Below are 18,101 nucleotides of genomic sequence, written 5' to 3' on the forward strand. Positions count from 1 at the left end.
CACTTCGGGGGCGGCCTCTAGAGGGAGTGCGCGAGGCGGCCCAGGGCTGCGGTGGTGGAGCGCCCGGGGGTGAAGGGCATCTCCCAGGACTGCGCGCCGAGGGCGTCGGCGCCGCGGATCTTGGCCCGGGTGTAGCGGTCGCCGGCCGTGTAGGCCAGGGCCGCGGGTGCCAGGGGGCGCAGGAGCTCGGCATAGGCGGACCAGTCGGCCACCTCGGGCGGGCCCTCGATGACGAAGGCGCCGGCGACGCACGCCAGGGCGGCGACGGTCTCGGCGCGCTCCTCCGCGGGGTTGACCGGCCGTCCGGGTCCCTTCCAGGAGCGCACGCGCTCGTCGGACTCGATGCCGACGGCGACGGGGAGGCCGCGGGCGGCGATGGCCCGGAGAAAGCGGACGTGGCCCACGTGGAGTACGTCGAACACCCCGGTGACGACGGCCGGCCTCGTCAGCCCCTCGGGCTGCTCGAACCAGCGCGCGCTCAGGGAAGTACCCGGCTCAGTCATCCATCCACCCGCCTCGTCGAGGGCGCCCGCTCCGGGTCCGCGACGACGGGCCCGCCCCGAAGGGTCAACGTACCCACGCGCCAGGGGTATTCCGAGCTCCGGCAGGCGGCCCCCGACCGCCGGCCGCCTGTGTGAGGACGCTCTCCCCGGGGCGGACACGAAAAGGCGGCGGGCCGGTGCCTCAGGCACCGGCCCGCCGCCGTCAGGAGCGGGCGACGAGAATCGAACTCGCATGACCAGCTTGGAAGGCTGGGGTTCTACCATTGAACTACGCCCGCGTGGCATCGGAGCCCTTGAGTTTCCTCTAGACTCGTGGAGCCGACGGAGACAAGAGTACAGTCTCCAGGGCGTTGGTCGCACACTTCCCCCCGGAAGCGTACGATCCGCGTGTCCGGCGCAGTGCCGGGACCGGTCCCGACAAGGCACCGGGCCACGGGGTGTGGCGCAGCTTGGTTAGCGCGCATGCTTTGGGAGCATGAGGCCGCGGGTTCGAATCCCGCCACCCCGACGAAACCAACCGTTGCGGCGGCCAGTGGCCGCGCGCGATGGCCCCCTGTGTATCTGCCCTAGACTTGGTGCGATCAGCAGGAAACTGTAAGTCCCAGCCCGTCGCAGGGCACCTCGGAAGCAGTGGTCGCCAGGCCGTGCCGGGGTGCGCTCGTGCATTCGCCGTTGTGTGGTGCGCCTGCGGGCCGACGCGGACACCAGCCGGCAAACCTAGGAGTACCGCCCCGTGAAGACCGTTGTCGAGGAGCTGAGCCCCACCCGGGTCAAGCTGACCATCGAGGTGCCCTTCGAGGAGCTCGATCACGCTTTCGACGTGACCTACAAGTCGCTCGCCAAGCAGGTCCGGATCAAGGGCTTCCGCCCGGGCAAGGCGCCGGCGCGGCTGATCGACCGTTACGTCGGCCGCGGTGCGGTGATCAGCGAAGCGGTCAACCACGCCGTTCCGGAGCTCTACAACGAGGCCATCCAGAAGGAGGAGATCTTCGCGCTCGGCCAGCCCGACGTGGAGGTCACCAAGCTGGAGGACAACGAGGAGCTCGCCTTCACCGCCGAGGTCGACATCCGCCCCAAGTTCGAGGTCGAGAACTACAAGGGCATCGAGGTGACCGTCGACAACGCCGAGGTCACCGAGGAGCAGGTCGACGAGCAGATCGGCTTCCTGCGTGAGCGCTTCGCCACCCTGGCCGGCGTCGAGCGCCCCGTCGAGGACGGCGACCAGCTGTCCATCGACCTGTCCGCCGCGATCGACGGTGAGAAGCTCGAGGACGTCGCGGTCAGCGGCTACTCCTACGAGGTCGGCACCAACGCCATGCTCGAGGGCCTCGACGAGACCCTGCGCGGCATGGAGGCCGGCGGCGAGGCCACCTTCACGACCACCCTGGTGGGTGGCGAGCACGAGGGCAAGGAGGCGGAGGTCACCGTCACCGTGCACAGCGTGAAGGTCAAGGAGCTCCCCGAGCTCGACGACGAGTTCGCCCAGCTGGCCAGCGAGTTCGACACCATCGACGAGCTGCGCGAGGACGTGCGCAAGCGCATGACCGAGATGCGCCGCCTCCAGCAGGTCTCCTCGGCCCGCGACAAGGCCCTGGAGAAGCTGATCGACTCCATCGACGTCCCGCTGCCCGAGGCGGTCGTCGAGGAGGAGATCCAGCGCCGCCGCCAGAGCCTCGAGCAGCAGCTCGCCCAGAGCGGTCTGACCAAGGAGGCCTACCTCGAGTCGCAGGAGAAGACCGAGGAGGAGTTCGAGGAGGAGCTGACCACCGGCGCCCGTTCGGCGGTCAAGGCCGGTTTCATCCTCGACCAGCTGGCCATCCAGGAGGACCTGAGCGCCGACCAGGGCGAGCTCAGCCAGTACGTCTTCGAGCAGGCCCAGCGCATGGGCGTCAGCCCCGACCAGCTGGCCCAGCACCTGGTCCAGTCCAACCAGATCCGCGTGGCCTTCACCGAGGTCGTCCGCGGCAAGGCCATGGACCTGGTCCTGGCCGGCGCCAAGATCACCGACGAGGACGGCAACGTCATCGAGCAGGAGACCGACGAGGAGAAGGCCGCCAAGGCCGCTGCCGTCGCGGCTGCCGAGGCTCTCGAAACCGTCGAGGAGAAGGCTGCCGAGGCCGAGGCCGAGGCCGTCGAGAAGACCGACGAGGACAAGTAGCACCCGGCCCTCTCCCAGGAGGGGGCACGCCGGGCCCCGGAGGATCCCAGGATCCTCCGGGGCCTTGCTGTCGGCCGCGCCCATTTCCGGCCGGCCCCTCCTTGTTCCCGGTCGGCGGGGCATTTCTGTTCGCCTTCGGAGGAAGGCGACCTGCCGGGCTTGCACCACCCTGCGCTCAAAGCGAACAGGGACGTGATCGGTGCGAGCCCGGTGTCTGTCGGCGTTAGTGTCGCTGTATCGCAACCGTTTCGATTCCGGAGCAGGTGACGAGATTGCCGCCGACCTTTGATGAGTCCCCGCGATTCGACGCACGTACGTCGGACCCGCAGCTTTCCCCTTTTCTCGAGCAGACGCCTCAGCGCCTGCTGCGCCAGCGAATCGTTTTCCTCGGCCAACAGGTCGACGACGAGATCGCCAACCGCCTTGTCGGTGAACTCCTGCTGCTGTCCGCCGAGGACCGCCAGCGGGACATCACCATGTACATCAACTCGCCCGGCGGTTCGGTGACGGCCGGCATGGCGATCTACGACGTCATGCAGTACATCCCCAACGACGTGCGCACGGTGGGTATCGGTATGGCCGCTTCCATGGGCCAGATGCTCCTGTGCGCCGGTGCCCCCGGCAAGCGCTACGCCTTGCCGCACACCCGCGTCATGATGCACCAGCCCTCCGGTGGCATCGGCGGTACCGCCTCCGACATCCGGATCCTGGCGGACCAGCTGCTCTACGTGAAGAAGATGTTCATCGAGAAGATCTCCGAGCACACCGGTCAGACGGTCGAACAGATCGAGAAGGACGCCGACCGCGACCGCTGGTTCACCGCCCAGGAGTCCAAGGAGTACGGCTTCATCGACGAGGTCCTGGAGGGCACGCTCGACGTGGCCCGGGAGCGGAACCAGTAGCGGGGGCAGCGCACCCCGGAACCGGCCCAGTGGCTTCGCCCGGCCCGTCCCCGAGCCCGGCGCGGCGCATGGAAGCGTGGAAGGCGTGAAATGACCGAATTCAACCCCTTTATCGGCGGAACGGCACCGATGGCGCCGCAGAGCCGCTACGTCCTGCCGTCCTACGTCGAGCGGACGTCCTACGGCGTGAAGGAGATGAATCCGTACAACAAGCTCTTCGAGGAGCGGATCATCTTCGTCGGCGTGCAGATCGACGACACGTCGGCCAACGACCTGATGGCGCAGCTCATCACTCTGGAGCAGCTCGACTCCGAGCGCGACATCCAGATGTACATCAACTCGCCCGGCGGTTCGTTCACGTCCCTGATGGCGATCTACGACACCATGCAGTTCGTCCGCCCGGACATCCAGACGGTCTGCATCGGTCAGGCCGCCTCCGCCGCCGCGATCCTGCTGGCGGGCGGTACCAAGGGCAAGCGGGGCGCGCTGCCCAACTCCCGGATCCTGATCCACCAGCCGGCCACCGAGGGCATGCACGGCCAGGCCAGCGACATCGAGATCCAGGCCAACGAGATCACCCGGATCCGGGCCCAGCTGGAGACCACGCTGGCCCGGCACACCGGCCGGACCCCGGAGCAGGTGTCCAAGGACATCGAGCGGGACAAGATCCTCACCGCGGAGGAGGCCGTCGACTACGGCATCATCGACTTCGTGCTGCCGTACCGCAAGGCGTCCCTCAAGCAGGGGTGAGACAGGAGCCGGGTCCCGCCCCGGGACCCGGCACCCAGGGCGTCGGCCGGACCGGTGCACATCGTGCCCGGAGCCCGATGGCGAAGCCGGTCCGGTTCTTCGCTTACTCTGGCCAAGAGCGACACACAGATCGCCCCTTCCGGGGACGGGCGGGTGCGGGAGCCGAACTCCCGGGCCATCCGCGCGCAGCGGTACCGGCGGGGCGGCCTTAGTTTTGAGGAGTGGCTGGGTGGCACGCATCGGTGACGGCGGGGACCTGCTGAAGTGCTCGTTCTGCGGTAAGAGCCAGAAGCAGGTGAAGAAGCTCATCGCCGGCCCCGGCGTGTACATCTGCGATGAGTGCATCGACCTGTGCAACGAGATCATCGAGGAAGAACTCGCCGACGCCACCGAGCTGTCGTGGGAGTCGCTGCCCAAGCCGCGGGAGATCTACGAGTTCCTGGACTCGTACGTGATCGGGCAGGAGCAGGCCAAGAAGGCGCTGTCGGTGGCGGTGTACAACCACTACAAGCGGGTGCGGTCGGAGTCGGAGCGTCCTGGCGGCGAGGACGTGGAGATCGCCAAGTCCAACATCTTGCTGCTGGGTCCGACGGGGTCGGGCAAGACGCTGCTGGCGCAGACGCTGGCGCGGATTTTGAATGTGCCTTTTGCGATTGCCGATGCCACGGCGCTGACCGAGGCGGGGTATGTGGGTGAGGATGTGGAGAACATCCTGCTCAAGTTGATCCAGGCGGCCGATTACGACGTGAAGAAGGCCGAGACGGGGATCATCTACATCGACGAGGTCGACAAGGTGGCGCGCAAGAGCGAGAATCCGTCGATCACGCGTGATGTGTCGGGTGAGGGTGTGCAGCAGGCGCTGTTGAAGATCTTGGAGGGGACGACGGCGAGTGTGCCGCCCCAGGGTGGGCGCAAGCATCCGCATCAGGAGTTCATCCAGATCGACACGACCAATGTGCTGTTCATCTGCGGTGGGGCGTTCGCGGGTCTGGAGCAGATCGTGGAGTCGCGCACGGGCCGTCAGGGGATGGGTTTCAATGCGGTGCTGCGGCCGGAGTCGGAGCGTGGTGGTGCGGCGCTGCTGGGTGAGGTGATGCCCGAGGATCTGTTGAAGTTCGGGATGATTCCGGAGTTCATCGGGCGGTTGCCGGTGATCACGAGTGTGGGGGATCTGGATCGGGAGGCGTTGATCCGGATTCTGACGGAGCCGCGCAATGCGTTGGTGAAGCAGTATCAGCGGTTGTTCGAGTTGGACGGTGTGGAGTTGGAGTTCACGCCGGATGCTTTGGAGGCGGTGGCTGAGCAGGGGATCATGCGGGGGACGGGTGCGCGCGGGTTGCGGGCGATTATTGAGGAGGTGTTGTTGTCGGTGATGTATGAGGTGCCTTCGCGTAAGGATGTGGGTCAGGTGATCATTACGCGGGAGACGGTGATCGACAACGTCAATCCCACGATCGTGCCCAGGACCCAGCTGCCCTCGGACTCCGAGGAGAAGTCCGCCTGAGCCGACCGGACACGAACGCCGAGAGGCGCCCCTCGGGGCGCCTCTCGGCGTCTTCTCCCCTCCTCAGCTCTCGAGGGCCTGGCGCATCCGCTCGATCTCGGCGTTCTGCTCGGCGATGACGTCGTTGGCCATCCGCAGCACCTCCTGGTCCTCGCCGTTCTCCATGGCCTCCTCCGCCATGGTGACCGCACCCTCGTGGTGGGCGGTCATCAACTCGACGAACAGCTGGTCGAACTCGTCCCCCTCGGCGGCCTCCAACCGCTCCATGTCCTCCGGAGAGGCCATGCCGGGCATGTCCCCGTGGTCCACACCCAGGTCGCACCCGCCGTCCCCGCCGTGGTGGCCGCCGCCCTCCAGCCCGCAGAAGTTCTCGTAGGCGGGGTTCTCCCGGGCCGGCCCGAAGACGTTCGTCTCCAGCCATCCCTCCATGACGGTGATCTCGGGGCCCTGGGCGGCGGCGATCCTGTCCGCGATGCGCCCGATGTCCTCGCGCTCGTGGCGTTCGGGAGCGAGCTCGGCCATCTCCAGGGCCTGCCCGTGGTGCTCGATCATCAGCACGAGATAGGTGACGTCGGCCTCGTTGTGGCCCTGTTCCTCGGCCAGGGCCGCGATCTGCTCCGAGGTCGCGGGGGAGGACGACTCGCCGGGAGCGCCGGGGGCGATGACGTTGGCCGCCTCCTGCGGTTCCTCCTCCCCGGTGCAGGCCGAGGTGCAGAGCAGTGTGAGAGCGGTTCCGGTGACGAGTGCCAGGCGACGCACGAGGGGATCCTCCAGAGAACGGGGGTGCGGGCGCACCCGGGGCTTCTCGCGGCCCCGGCTGGCGGGTCCGGCCCGGGCGGTGCCCTGGAGGGTTTCTACTCAGTCCCCGTGTGCCTTGTCCACCCTTGGCGCTGTGTCCCTTGGCGCTGTGTCCGGTCAGGGCGCGCCGCGTGCACAATGTGTCGACCAGACACTTTCTGTGGTTCCCCCCTATACAGATAGGTGTTGAAGTGTGTACTTTTTCCCTGTTTCTGCGCCGCAGCTGAACAGGAGTACGCATGGCGTCACCCCCCGCACCCCCACGCCTATGGAAGAGAGCCGCGGGGAGGGGAGCCCTCGCCCTCGCCGGCGCGGCCTCCCTGGTCCTCGGACTCCTCACCCCCGCCGCAGCCGACACCTTCGTCAGCGACGCGGTGACCAGTGACAACCTCACCCACGTCGCCAACGTCCCCAAGACGGAGACGATGAGCGACTTCAACTCCGACCTGGCCTTCACCGGCGACTACGCCATCGGCGGAAACTACAACGGATTTGTCATCTACGACATCTCCGAACCGGAGGAGCCCCGCATCGTCTCCGAGGTGCTCTGCCCCGGCGGTCAGGGCGACCTCTCGGTGAGCGGCGACCTGGTGTACTTCTCCGTCGAATACCCGAGGGCCGGCACCGAGTGCGGCGCCCCGTCCACGAGCGCCGCCGACCCGGACGGGTTCGAGGGCATCCGGATCTTCGACATCTCCGACAAGGCCAACCCGCAGTACGTGGCCGCGGTACGCACCGACTGCGGTTCGCACACCAACACCCTGGTCCCCGGCAAGGACGGGGAGCACGAGTACGTCTACGTCTCGTCCTACTCTCCCTCGGCGAACTTCCCCAACTGCCAACCGCCGCACGACAAGATCTCCGTCATCGAGGTCCCGCTCGACGACCCCGCCTCGGCCGAGGTCGTCGACACCCCGGTCCTCTTCCCCGACGGCGGCAACATCAGGACCAGCGGTTGCCACGACATCACCGTCTACCCCAAGCACGACATCGCCGCGGGCGCGTGCATGGGTGACGGGATCCTGATGGACATCTCCGACCCGGCCGCGCCGGTCGTCACCGACGTGGTGCGCGACGAGAACTTCGCCTTCTGGCACTCGGCGACCTTCACCAACGACGGCAGGACCGTCCTGTTCACCGACGAGCTCGGCGGTGGCGGCGGCGCCGTCTGCACCGAGGAGATCGGTCCCCAGCGCGGCGCCAACGCGATCTACACGATCGACGGCCCGGGCAGCGACCCCGAGCTCGAGTTCGAGGGCTACTACAAGCTCCCGCGCCACCAGGGCACCACCGAGAACTGCGTCGCCCACAACGGCTCGCTCATCCCCGTCCCGGGCCGCGACTACTTCGTCCAGGCCTGGTACCAGGGCGGTGTGTCGGTGCTCGACTTCAACAACCCGAAGAGGGTCCGCGAGATCGGCTACTTCGACCGCGCCCCGATCGACGAGGACCGCCTCGTGCTCGGCGGCTCCTGGTCGGCCTACTACTACAACGGCTACGTCTACTCCTCGGACATCACCCGAGGCCTGGACGTCATCAAGCTGGAGGACAACCGGTTCCGCGTGGCCGAGCAGGTCCACATGGACGAGTTCAACCCCCAGTCCCAGCCCGAGTACCGGCCCGGCCGAGGCCACGGCCGCTGATTCCGTCCGCAGGGGCGGCGCTCCCGGCGCCGCCCCTGCGGGCCGTCAGCCGAACAGCCGGTCGGTGGGGGCGTCCAGCGCGTCGAGGACGCGGCCGGTGAAGTAGACCGTTCCCAGCGCCAGGACCCGGTGGCCCAGGGCGGCGATCGCCGCGGGGGAGAGGTCGGCGGCCTCCATCCGGCCCCAACCGGCGGGCAGGCCGTGCTCGAACCGCAGGTGCGTCTCGGGCAGGCGGACGGCGGTCACGGGCAGGCCCTCCAGCACCGCCACCGCGCCGGACACGTCCTTGTGGTCGGGCAGGCAGAGCAGGACGTGGTCGACCCCGCCCCACAGGGCACGGGCGCGGGCCAGTGCCGCGGCCGTACCGACGCGGTCGATGGCCGAGTCCACGAGCACCTCGGCCCCGCTGTGCCCGGGGACCGGGTGGCGGGACAGGCGCGCGGGCAGGACCAGGGTTCCCAGCACCCGGTGCAGGGGCCCCGGTTCGAGCGGTGCGCGGCCCAGGTGTTCCAGCATCCGGGCCGCGGCGGCCGTGCCCAGGACCCCCGAGGCCGCCGACAGGCCGGGCGGGCGCAGCTCCGGCGGCGGCTCCGCGCCGGGCCGGTCGGGATCGGCGGTCTCGGCGACCACCCGGCCCCCGGTGGCCTCGTCCAGGGCGGCGCCGACCGCGGCCTCCACCTCCGGTTCCTGGGGCAGGCTCACCAGGGCGCGGGTGCGCGCCCCGGCCACCAGCGCCTTCTCGCGGGCGATCTCGGGGACGGTGTCCCCCAGGACGCCCACGTGCTCGGCGAAGACCTTCCCGAGGGCGACCACCTCCGGCCCGACCAGGCGCAGCTCGTCGCGGCGCCCGCCCATCCCCGCCTCCAGGACGCACACGTCGGCGCCCGTGTCGCGGGCCCGGAGAAGCCCCGCGAACAGGAACAGGCCGCTCGGCGCGAGATAGCCGCCGTCCTCCTCCACCGGGGGCAGAGCGCGGCGGGCCTCCTCGATCCGCTCGCCGAGGGCGTCGAGCTCGGCGTCGGAGACCGCGGCGCCGTCCACCCGCACCCGCTCCCGGTAGGAGCGGAAGCTCGGGCCCGTGACCAGGACGGTGCGCAGCCCCGCCGAGGCCAGCGCCGCCGCGGCGGTGGTCGCCGTGGTGCCCTTCCCCTTGGAACCCACCACCCCCAGCACCGGCGGCCGGTCACCGTCCAGGTCCAGGGCGCGCATCAGGGACCGGGCGCGCTCCAGGCTGCGGGACAGGCCTGGGCGGCGGCTGTTCCACTCGGAGAAGAACGGGTCGAGGCGTGGCATGTCCCCAAGTATCGCGCGCCCGGGGCCGGAGGTCCGAGTCCCGGGGCGGGCACGCAGGTGGGGGCGCGTACACTGACGCCGTGTACATCCCGACCACTGACAAGCCGTGAGCGAGGCGGGCGCCGACGAGCGCTACGCCGAGGTGACCGCGGAGATCCTGGCCCGCGCGCCCGAGACCGACATCGATCCCCGCCTGGACCGCGTCCGCACCCTGCTGGACCTGCTGGGCGACCCGCACCGGAACTTCCGGGTGATCCACGTCACCGGCACGAACGGCAAGACCTCCACCGCCCGTATGATCGACGCGCTCGTGCGCGCCCGCGGTCTGCGCGTGGGCCGCTACACGAGCCCGCACCTGCGCACCGTGCGCGAGCGCATCGTCGTCGACGGACAACCCGTGTCCCAGGAGCGCTTCGTCGCCGCTTACGACGACATCCGCCCCTACATCGCCATGGCCGACGAGATGAACGACGCCCCGCTGTCGTTCTTCGAGATCCTCACCGTCATGGCCTACACGGTCTTCGCCGACGCCCCGGTCGATGTGGCGGTCGTGGAGGTCGGCATGGGCGGACGCTGGGACGCCACCAACGTCGTCGACGGCGACGTCGCCGTGGTGACGCCCATCGGCATCGACCACACCGAGTACCTGCCCGACACCGTGGAGGGCATCGCCGAGGAGAAGGCGGGCATCATCAAGCCCGGCTCCGTGGCGGTCCTGGCCCAGCAGCCGCTCGCGGCGGCCGAGGTGCTGATGCGCAGCGCGGCCGACACGGGCGCCCGTGTCGCACGGGAGGGCATGGAGTTCGGAGTCCTCTCCCGCGACGTGGCGGTCGGCGGCCAGCAGTTCGCCGTGAAGGGCCTCACCGGTACCTACGAGAACCTCTTCCTGCCCCTGTTCGGCGCCCACCAGGCGGGTAACGCCGCCGTCGCGCTCGCCGCCGTCGAGGCGTTCGCCGCCGTCGGCGAGGACGACACGGGCCTGGACCCCGCCATCGTCGGCGAGGCCCTGGCCGGGGTGGACTCGCCCGGGCGGCTGGAGGTCGTGCGCACCAGCCCGACCGTCGTGGCCGACGCCGCGCACAACCCGGCCGGAATGGCCGCGACCGTCGCCGCGATGGAGGAGGCCTTCTCCTTCTCCAAGCTGGTGGGCGTGGTCGCGATCATGGCCGACAAAGACGTCGAGGGGATCCTGGATCCCCTGGAACCACTGCTCGACGAGGTCGTCGTCACCCGCAACTCCTCACCGCGATCCCTCGACCCCGACCGCCTGGCCGAACTGGCCGCGCGGATCTTCGGGGAGGACCGCGTACACGTGGCGCCCAGGCTCGATGACGCGATCGACCGGGCCGTGGGCCTGGCCGAGGACGGCACCGAGTTCGGCGGCGCCGGTGTGCTGGTCACGGGATCGGTCGTCACCGCCGGTGACGCCGTCCACCTGCTGCGGGGCTCCGGTGAGTGAGCGGGTGGGGCGGCCCACCACGAAGGGAGAACCGCCGTGCGCGTAGTCTGCGCAGTCGTCCTGGTCTTCGAGGCCGTCGTCCTGGGCCTGTTCATCCCCGTCGCGATCGCGCTGGAGGGGATGGACGCCGCCCTGGCCGGCGGGATGTGGGGAGGCATGGCCGCCGCGGCCGTGGTGCTCGCCGCACTGCAGAGGTACACCTGGGCGCACTACGCCGCCTGGCTGCTCCAGGCCGCGTTCCTGTTCACCTCGTTCACGGTCTCGGGCGCGCTGCTGGTCTCGGTGGTGTTCGTGTCCCTGTGGGTCGCGGGTGTGATCCTGGGGCGCCGCACCGACGAGATGAAGGCGGCCCACGCCGCCCGCGCGGCCGAGGAGGAGGCGGCGGCCGGCTAACCGCGGGGCGGGCGTCCACCGGGCCCGCCGCCCCGGCTTCCGAAGGTGCGGCGTCCGCAAACGCGATAGTGTGACGCAGGCCCGGCCGCCGCGGCCGGGGAGGGCGACGCCTCCCCGCGCCCCGTGCCGGGGCCCGGATCCCGCACCCCTTTCCCTCCGTCGCCGGCACCGCCGCGGGTGAGTCCCGAGCGGGCCGCGCGGAGCCTTCAGTGAGGAGTTGAACCGCACGTGGAGCGCACTCTCGTTCTCATCAAGCCGGACGGCGTCCGCCGCGGCATCATCGGCGAGGTCGTCTCGCGCATCGAGCGCAAGGGCCTGAAGATCGTCGCCATGGAGCTGCGCACCCTCGACGCCGAGACCGCGAAGACCCACTACGAGGAGCACGCGGAGCGTCCGTTCTTCGGCTCCCTCGTGGAGTTCATCACCGGTGGCCCGCTGGTGGCCATGGTGGTCGAGGGCGACCGCTCGGTGGAGGCCTTCCGGGCCCTGGCCGGAGCCACCGACCCGGTCACCGCTGCGCCGGGGACCATCCGCGGCGACTTCGCGCTGGAGGTCCAGCAGAACATCGTGCACGGTTCGGACTCCACCTACTCCGCCGAGCGCGAGATCAAGCTCTTCTTCCCCGACCTGTAGGGGAGCCTCCCCCTGTCCAGGGGGACGCGGACCGCGGGCCCTGACCCAGGGCCCGCGGTTCTGTCATTTCCAGGTCAAGAGGGGGCGCGGGCCGGTGTGTTTGCGCAGCTGGGAAATCACCCAGGGCTACCGTGCGGAGAACCGTACACGTACAGCACGGGAACGGATACGCATAGCACCAATGCGCGACCGTGTCACCACGGCGCCTTCGAGGACGTCACATGCCGAACAACCTTGCTTTTCTCGGCCGGGACATGGCCGTCGACCTGGGAACCGCCAACACGCTCGTGTACGTACGCGGCCGCGGCATCGTCCTGAACGAGCCCTCCGTGGTCGCGCTCGACACCTCCACCGGCAAGATCGTCGCGGTCGGCATCGAGGCCAAGCAGATGATCGGCCGCACACCGAACGACATCACCGCCGTCCGCCCCCTGAAGGACGGCGTCATCGCCGACTTCGAGATCACCGAGCGGATGCTGCGCTACTTCATCCAGAAGGTCCACCGGCGCCGCCACTTCGCCAAACCGCGCATCATCGTCGCGGTTCCCAGCGGGATCACCTCGGTCGAGCACCGCGCGGTCAAGGAGGCGGGCTACCAGGCGGGTGCCCGCAGGGTCTTCATCATCGAGGAACCCATGGCCGCCGCCATCGGCGCGGGCCTGCCGGTGCACGAGCCCACCGGCAACATGGTCGTCGACATCGGAGGCGGCACCACCGAGGTCGCGGTCATCTCCATGGGCGGCATCGTCACCTCGCAGTCCCTGCGCGTCGGCGGGGACGAGCTCGACCAGGCGGTCATGACCTACGTCAAGAAGGAGCACTCCCTGATGATCGGGGAGCGCACCGCCGAGGAACTCAAGATCGCCATCGGGTCGGTCCACCCGACCGGGCAGGAGGAGCTCCGCGCCGAGGTCCGGGGCCGGGACCTCGTCAGCGGCCTGCCGAAGACGATCGTCATGACCGAGTCCGACGTCCGCCAGGCCATCGAGGAGCCCGTCAACGCCATCGTCGACGCGGTCCGCACCAGTCTCGACAAGTGCCCGCCCGAGCTGTCCGGCGACATCATGGACCGCGGCATCGCCGTCACCGGCGGCGGTGCCCTGCTGAGAGGCATGGACGAGCGCCTGCTGCACGAGACGGGCATGCCCGTCCACATCGCCGAGAACGCGCTCGACTCCGTCGCCGTCGGATCCGGCACCTGCGTGGAGAACTACGAGCGGCTCCACCAGGTCCTCGTCCCCGAACGGCGGCGCTGACATGTTCCGAGACACGACAAGATCCCGGGCGGCGCTCGCCCTCCTCGTCACCGCGGCCGCCGTCCTGCTGCTCCTGGACGCCCGGTCCGACCAGGACCCGGTCGCCTCCGCCTCCCGGGCGGTGGGGGAGTCCGTCTTCGCCCCGGTCGCCGCGGGGGTCGGCACGGCGGCCTCGCCCGTCACCGACCTCTACGAGAGGCTCAGCCAGGGATCGGCCGCCGAGCGGATCGCCGAACTGGAGGAGGCCAACGCCGACCTGAGCTCCCAGCTGCAGGCCGCCCGGCTCGACGAGAGCCGCGCCGACCAGCTCGACCGGCTCCTGCACCTGTCCGGCCGGGGCGGTTACGAGATCGTCGCCGCCCAGGCGGTCACCCGCACCACGCCGCGCGGCTACGCGCGCGTGGCCACCATCGACGCCGGCACAGAGTCCGGAGTCAGGCCCGACATGACCGTCGTCAACGGCTCCGGCCTGGTGGGCCACGTCGTCGAGGCGGGGCCGAGCACCGCCACGGTCCTGCTCGCCACCGACACCACCTCCGCGGTCGGGGCCCGGATGGAGGAGACCGGCAAGATCGGCGTGGTCAACGGCGGCGGTGTCCCCGGCGGCCCCTCGGCCGACCTCTCCCTGGAGCTGTTCGACATGGACGCGCCCCTGGAGGCCGGCGACCGGGTCGTCACACTCGGCTCGCACGAGGGAGCGCCCTTCGTTCCCGGCGTGCCCATCGGCACCGTCGAGAAGGTGGAGGCCTCGCCCGGAGCACTCAGCCGCATCGCGAGCATCACCCCGGCCGTCGACTTCGCGTCCCTGGACGTCGTGGGCGTCGTCGTCGCCGGGCCCGCGGAGGACCCCCGGGACTCGGTGCTCCCGCCTGTCCCCGAAGAGACGGAGGAGAAGTGAGAACCGCCGTCACCCTGGTCCTGCTGGCCGTCGCCGTGCTCCTCCAGGCGGCGGTCGTCAACCGCCTCCCACTCGACTGGGGCCCCGGACCCGACCTTGTGCTCGCGGCCGTGGTCGCCGTCGCCCTGACCGCCGGACCCGCCGCCGCGGCGGGATGCGGGTTCGCGGCCGGACTCGCCCTGGACGCCCTGCCGCCGGCCGCGCACGAGCTGGGCCGGGGCGCTCTGATCCTGTGCCTGGCCGCCTACCTGCTGTCCCTGTTCAAGCGCAACACCGGGGCCTTCGCGGGGGAGTCGTCCTCCTCCCTTCCCACGGTGGTGGGCGCCGTCGCCGCGACCGCCTTCGGTGTCGGCCTGGGCCACGCGTTCCTCGGCCTGGCGGTGGGGGACCCGCGGATCGGGCTGGTCTCCGCGGTGCTCAACACCTGCGTCGGCACGCTCTTGACCGCGCTGGTCTCGCCGCTGGTCACCCTGCCGCTCCTGCGCGTGCGCACCGCCTTCACCGACGAGGAGTTCGCCACCGTGCAGGGGCCCACGTCCCCGGAGGGGTGGTGAACGTGTACGAGCCCCATCCGGCCCCCGGCCGGACCCGTTCCCGGCGCGCGGGGATCCTCGCCGTCCAGATCCTGGTCCTGGTGCTGTTCGCCGCCCTGGGCGTACGGCTCTGGTACCTCCAGATCCCCAGGGGCGACCACTACCGCGAGCTCGCCGTCGCCAACCACCACCAGCAGCTCGTCGTCCCCGCCACCCGGGGGCGCATCCTCGACTCCGCCGGCCGCTCCCTGGTCAGCAACCGGACCGAACTGATCGTCTCCGCCGACTACCACGAGCTCGTGGGGATGGAGGACGGGGGGCTCGCGGTCCTCACCGACCTGGCGGAGGTCCTCGACGTGCCCGTCGAGGAGCTCCAGCAGCGCATGCGCCTGTGCGGCCCCACCGTGGAACGCCCCTGCTGGCCTGGCTCGCCCTACCAGCCCGTCACCCTCGCCGACGACATCGAGCCCTCCGTCGCCCTCCAGATCATGGAGAGCGGAGACGACTTCCCCGGTATCACCGCCCAGGCGCACGCCGTCCGGGACTACCCCCACGGTGCCACCGCCGGACAGGTCCTCGGCTACCTGCAACCGGTCACCCAGGAGGAGCTGGACGCCCGCGAGGAGCTGCGCACCCAGTTCACCGGGATCGATCAGGTGGGACGCGACGGCGTCGAGGCCGTCTACGACACCGAGCTCCGCGGTACCGCGGGCGTGCGCACCCTGGCCGTCAACAACCACGGCGAGGTCATGGAGGTCGTCTCCGACGAGCGCCCTGTGCCCGGCAGCCACCTGGTCACCCACCTGGACCTGCGCGTGCAGAAGATCGCCGAGAAGGCGCTGGCCGAGGGCATGGCCGCCGCCCGGCCCAGGTACAAGGCCGACTCGGGGGCCGCCGTCGTCCTGGACGTGAACACCGGAGGCATCGTCGCGATGGCCAGCCTGCCCACCTACGACCCCGGTGTCTGGCAGGGCGGTATCGACCAGAAGGCCTTCGACGAGATGCTCAGCGAGGAGGCGGGCGAACCCCTGCTCTCCCGCGCCGTACAGGGCCAGTATCCGCCCGGCTCCACGTTCAAGATCTCGTCCCTGTCCGCCGCGGTCGAGAACGGGTTCTCGCTGCGCAGCACCTACGCCTGCCCCGGCTCGGTCAACCTCGCCGGGCAGAACTACGAGAACTACGAGGGCGGCGGGCACGGCACCATCGACCTGCACAAGGCGATCGTGGTCTCGTGCAACACCGTCTTCTACAAGTTCGGCTACCAGCTGTGGAAGCGCGACGGAGGCCTCCACCCCGAGGGGGAGCCCGAGGAGGCCATGGCCGAGATGGCGCGCGGCTACGGCTTCGGCTCGCCGACCGGTATCGACCTGCCCTACGAGACCAGTGGCCGCATCCCCGATCGGGAGTGGAAGAGGAACTTCTGGGAGGAGACCCGCGAGACCAACTGCGAGCGCGGCGAGCGCGGCTATCCCGACATCGCCCGGACCAACCCGTCCCACGCCTCCTACCTCAAGCGGCTCGCCTACGAGCAGTGCGTGGAGGGGTTCCTCTGGCGGGCCAACGAGGCGGTCAACTTCTCCATCGGCCAGGGTGACGTGCTGGTCAGCCCGCTGCAGCTGGCCCGCGCCTACGCGGCCATCGCCAACGGCGGAACACTGTACGAGCCCCGTGTGGCCCGCGCCCTCGTCTCGGCCGACGGCAGCGAGACCAGGGAGATCGAGCCTGTCGTCGCGGGGAAGGTCCCGGTGAGCGACACGACCCTCACGTACCTCCAGAAGGCCCTGACGGAGGTACCCAAGGCCGGCACGGCGCGCGGTGCCTTCGCCGGGTTTCCGCAGGACAAGGTGTCGGTCGCGGGCAAGACCGGCAGCGCCGACGCCCAGAACCGGCAGGTGTCGGCCTGGTTCGCGTCCTACGCGCCCGCCGACGACCCGCAGTTCGCCATCGCCGTCTTCGTCTCCCAGGGCGGTACCGGCGGCATGACCTCGGCGCCGATCGCCCGCACGATCTACGAGGGGATCTACGGGTTCGGTGACTTCGACGAACCCGCCCTGCCCGGCGGGGTACCGCGCGACGAACTGCCCGTCGTGCGCAGCGACGGATCCATCGACGTCCTGGAGCGGTGATGAGCACGCACACGGGGACCGCTCTCCTGCGAGGGGCGGGCATCGGCCGCACCGCGGCGGGGGCGGCACGCAGGGCGGACCCCGTCCTGCTCGGCGCGGCGGCGCTCCTGTGCGCCGTCGGCGCACTGCTGGTGTGGTCGGCGACGCTGCCCGGCGACGGCAGCAGCCCGCTGGACTCCACCGGCCACCTGCGGCGCCACCTTCTCCACCTGCTGGTCGGGTGGGCGGTGTGCCTGGCGGTGGCGTCGGTGGACCACCGGACGGTCCGGGCGTACGCGCCCGTCGTCTACGCGGCGACGACCGCGGCACTCGTCCTGGTGCTCACGCCGCTGGGCGCGGTGATCAACGGCTCGCGCGGGTGGATCGTCGTCGGTGCCTTCCAGTTCCAGCCCGCGGAGCTGGCCAAGGTCGGCCTCGTCCTGGCCCTGGCCACTCTGCTGGGGGAGCCGCGCGACGGCGAGAGCCGGCCGATGACCAGGGACGTGCTGTTCGGCCTGCTGGTGCTCGCCCTGCCGCTCGGCCTGGTGCTCGCCCAGCCGGACCTGGGCACGACACTGGTGCTCGGCGTCATCTTCCTCGGCATGCTGACGCTGTCGGGGGCACCCGTGTTCTGGGTGGTGGGCATGCTGGCGTGCGGTGCGGCCGCCGGGTTCTGCGTGTGGTGGTTCGACATGCTGGAGCCCTACCAGGTGGCCCGACTCGCGACGATGGTCGATCCCACGGTGGACCCGCAGGGTGCCGGGTACAACTCCAACCAGGCGCTGATCGCCGTGGGCTCGGGCGGGGTGCACGGTACGGGCCTGTTCCAGGGAGAGCAGACGCACGGGCGGTTCGTACCCGAGCAGCACACCGACTTCGTCTTCACGGTGGCGGCGGAGGAACTGGGCTTCCTCGGGGCGGCCCTGGTCATCGCGCTCTTCACGGTCGTCATCTGGCGGATCCTCGGTGTCGCGCGCGGATGCGACCAGCTCTGCCCCCGGCTGCTGTGCGTGGGGGTGGCGGCCTGGTTCGGCTTCCAGGCCTTCATCAACATCGGGATGGGTATGGGGGTCGTCCCCGTGACCGGCCTGCCGCTGCCCTTCGTCTCCTACGGCGGCACGGCGCTGCTGGCCAACCTGTTCGCGCTCGGGCTGGTACTCGGTATCAGCGCGAGGGACCGGGGCTTCGAGTAGGGGTCTCCGACAGGCAGGTCGGGCCGGGGGCCCGCCGGTAGCCTGGGAGGAAAGCGACGGCCAGGGCCATCAGCACCACA

16 protein-coding genes and 2 tRNA genes are annotated in these 18,101 nt (G+C 70.3%); 14 read left to right on the forward strand and 4 right to left on the reverse strand.

Going from position 1 to position 18,101, the window contains the following annotated elements:
* Window positions 1–17: 17 nt before the first annotated feature.
* Together FHS13_RS04865 and FHS13_RS04870 are read right to left on the reverse strand one after the other, a co-directional pair.
* Window positions 18–503 carry an adenylyltransferase/cytidyltransferase family protein gene (locus FHS13_RS04865; protein ID WP_184288190.1) on the reverse strand — a complete coding sequence of 162 codons (486 nt, stop codon included), beginning with the start codon at window positions 501–503 and terminating at the stop codon, window positions 18–20.
* 207 nt (window positions 504–710) lie between these two features.
* Window positions 711–781 (reverse strand) — tRNA-Gly (locus tag FHS13_RS04870).
* Window positions 782–936: 155 nt separating this feature from the next.
* On the opposite strand from FHS13_RS04870, the gene FHS13_RS04875 reads away from it, so the two are divergent.
* From FHS13_RS04875 to clpX, 5 genes are all read left to right on the forward strand, one after another.
* A tRNA-Pro gene (locus FHS13_RS04875) sits at window positions 937–1,011 on the forward strand.
* Between the two features lie 225 nt (window positions 1,012–1,236).
* Window positions 1,237–2,661 carry a trigger factor gene (gene tig / locus FHS13_RS04880; RefSeq protein WP_184288193.1) on the forward strand — a complete coding sequence of 475 codons (1,425 nt, stop codon included), beginning with the start codon at window positions 1,237–1,239 and terminating at the stop codon, window positions 2,659–2,661.
* Between the two features lie 365 nt (window positions 2,662–3,026).
* Entirely contained in the window at window positions 3,027–3,563 is a 537-nt protein-coding gene (locus FHS13_RS04885) for a ClpP family protease (RefSeq protein WP_246404623.1), read from the forward strand.
* A gap of 90 nt (window positions 3,564–3,653) precedes the next feature.
* A complete protein-coding gene (locus FHS13_RS04890) occupies window positions 3,654–4,313 on the forward strand; it encodes an ATP-dependent Clp protease proteolytic subunit (protein ID WP_184288196.1) in 660 nt (219 codons plus the stop codon).
* A gap of 229 nt (window positions 4,314–4,542) precedes the next feature.
* Entirely contained in the window at window positions 4,543–5,817 is a 1,275-nt protein-coding gene (gene clpX / locus FHS13_RS04895) for an ATP-dependent Clp protease ATP-binding subunit ClpX (RefSeq protein ID WP_184288199.1), read from the forward strand.
* 63 nt (window positions 5,818–5,880) lie between these two features.
* On the opposite strand, the gene FHS13_RS04900 is transcribed toward clpX, so the two are convergent.
* Complete coding sequence (locus FHS13_RS04900; RefSeq protein WP_184288202.1) at window positions 5,881–6,576, reverse strand: DUF305 domain-containing protein; 696 nt, start codon at window positions 6,574–6,576, stop codon at window positions 5,881–5,883.
* 278 nt (window positions 6,577–6,854) lie between these two features.
* Here FHS13_RS04900 and FHS13_RS04905 point away from each other — a divergent pair, with 278 nt between their 5' ends.
* Complete coding sequence (locus FHS13_RS04905; protein ID WP_184288205.1) at window positions 6,855–8,258, forward strand: LVIVD repeat-containing protein; 1,404 nt, start codon at window positions 6,855–6,857, stop codon at window positions 8,256–8,258.
* Between the two features lie 45 nt (window positions 8,259–8,303).
* Here FHS13_RS04905 and FHS13_RS04910 read toward each other — a convergent pair whose 3' ends face one another.
* Window positions 8,304–9,551, reverse strand: a complete 1,248-nt coding sequence (locus tag FHS13_RS04910; protein WP_184288208.1) for a folylpolyglutamate synthase/dihydrofolate synthase family protein — start codon at window positions 9,549–9,551, stop codon at window positions 8,304–8,306.
* A 106-nt stretch (window positions 9,552–9,657) separates the two neighbouring features.
* On the opposite strand from FHS13_RS04910, the gene FHS13_RS04915 reads away from it, so the two are divergent.
* The 8 genes from FHS13_RS04915 to rodA all read left to right on the forward strand — a co-directional run bounded on the left by FHS13_RS04915 (window position 9,658) and on the right by rodA (window position 18,021).
* Window positions 9,658–11,010: a glutamate ligase domain-containing protein gene (locus FHS13_RS04915; protein WP_184288211.1), complete on the forward strand. Its 1,353-nt coding sequence runs from the start codon at window positions 9,658–9,660 to the stop codon at window positions 11,008–11,010.
* A 36-nt stretch (window positions 11,011–11,046) separates the two neighbouring features.
* Window positions 11,047–11,403, forward strand: a complete 357-nt coding sequence (locus FHS13_RS04920; protein ID WP_184288214.1) for a DUF4233 domain-containing protein — start codon at window positions 11,047–11,049, stop codon at window positions 11,401–11,403.
* 228 nt (window positions 11,404–11,631) lie between these two features.
* Entirely contained in the window at window positions 11,632–12,036 is a 405-nt protein-coding gene (gene ndk, locus FHS13_RS04925) for a nucleoside-diphosphate kinase (RefSeq protein ID WP_184288217.1), read from the forward strand.
* A 221-nt stretch (window positions 12,037–12,257) separates the two neighbouring features.
* Window positions 12,258–13,292, forward strand: coding sequence for a rod shape-determining protein (gene mreB, locus FHS13_RS04930; protein ID WP_184288220.1), 1,035 nt, complete (start codon window positions 12,258–12,260; stop codon window positions 13,290–13,292).
* Between the two features lies 1 nt (window position 13,293).
* Window positions 13,294–14,190 (forward strand): rod shape-determining protein MreC, encoded by an 897-nt coding sequence (mreC, locus tag FHS13_RS04935; protein WP_184288223.1) that lies wholly within the window; start codon window positions 13,294–13,296, stop codon window positions 14,188–14,190.
* Entirely contained in the window at window positions 14,187–14,744 is a 558-nt protein-coding gene (gene mreD, locus FHS13_RS04940) for a rod shape-determining protein MreD (RefSeq protein ID WP_184288226.1), read from the forward strand. Before mreC ends, mreD begins: the two co-directional genes overlap by 4 nt.
* The gene (gene mrdA / locus FHS13_RS04945; RefSeq protein ID WP_184288229.1) at window positions 14,741–16,849 is read left to right on the forward strand and encodes a penicillin-binding protein 2; all 2,109 of its coding nucleotides are present in this window, start codon (window positions 14,741–14,743) and stop codon (window positions 16,847–16,849) included. Before mreD ends, mrdA begins: the two co-directional genes overlap by 4 nt.
* Window positions 16,849–18,021, forward strand: coding sequence for a rod shape-determining protein RodA (gene rodA / locus FHS13_RS04950; RefSeq protein ID WP_184288232.1), 1,173 nt, complete (start codon window positions 16,849–16,851; stop codon window positions 18,019–18,021). Before mrdA ends, rodA begins: the two co-directional genes overlap by 1 nt.
* Window positions 18,022–18,101 lie beyond the last annotated feature (80 nt).

The sequence above is a fragment of the Nocardiopsis algeriensis genome (assembly GCF_014203695.1).
Lineage (GTDB): Bacteria > Actinomycetota > Actinomycetes > Streptosporangiales > Streptosporangiaceae > Nocardiopsis > Nocardiopsis algeriensis.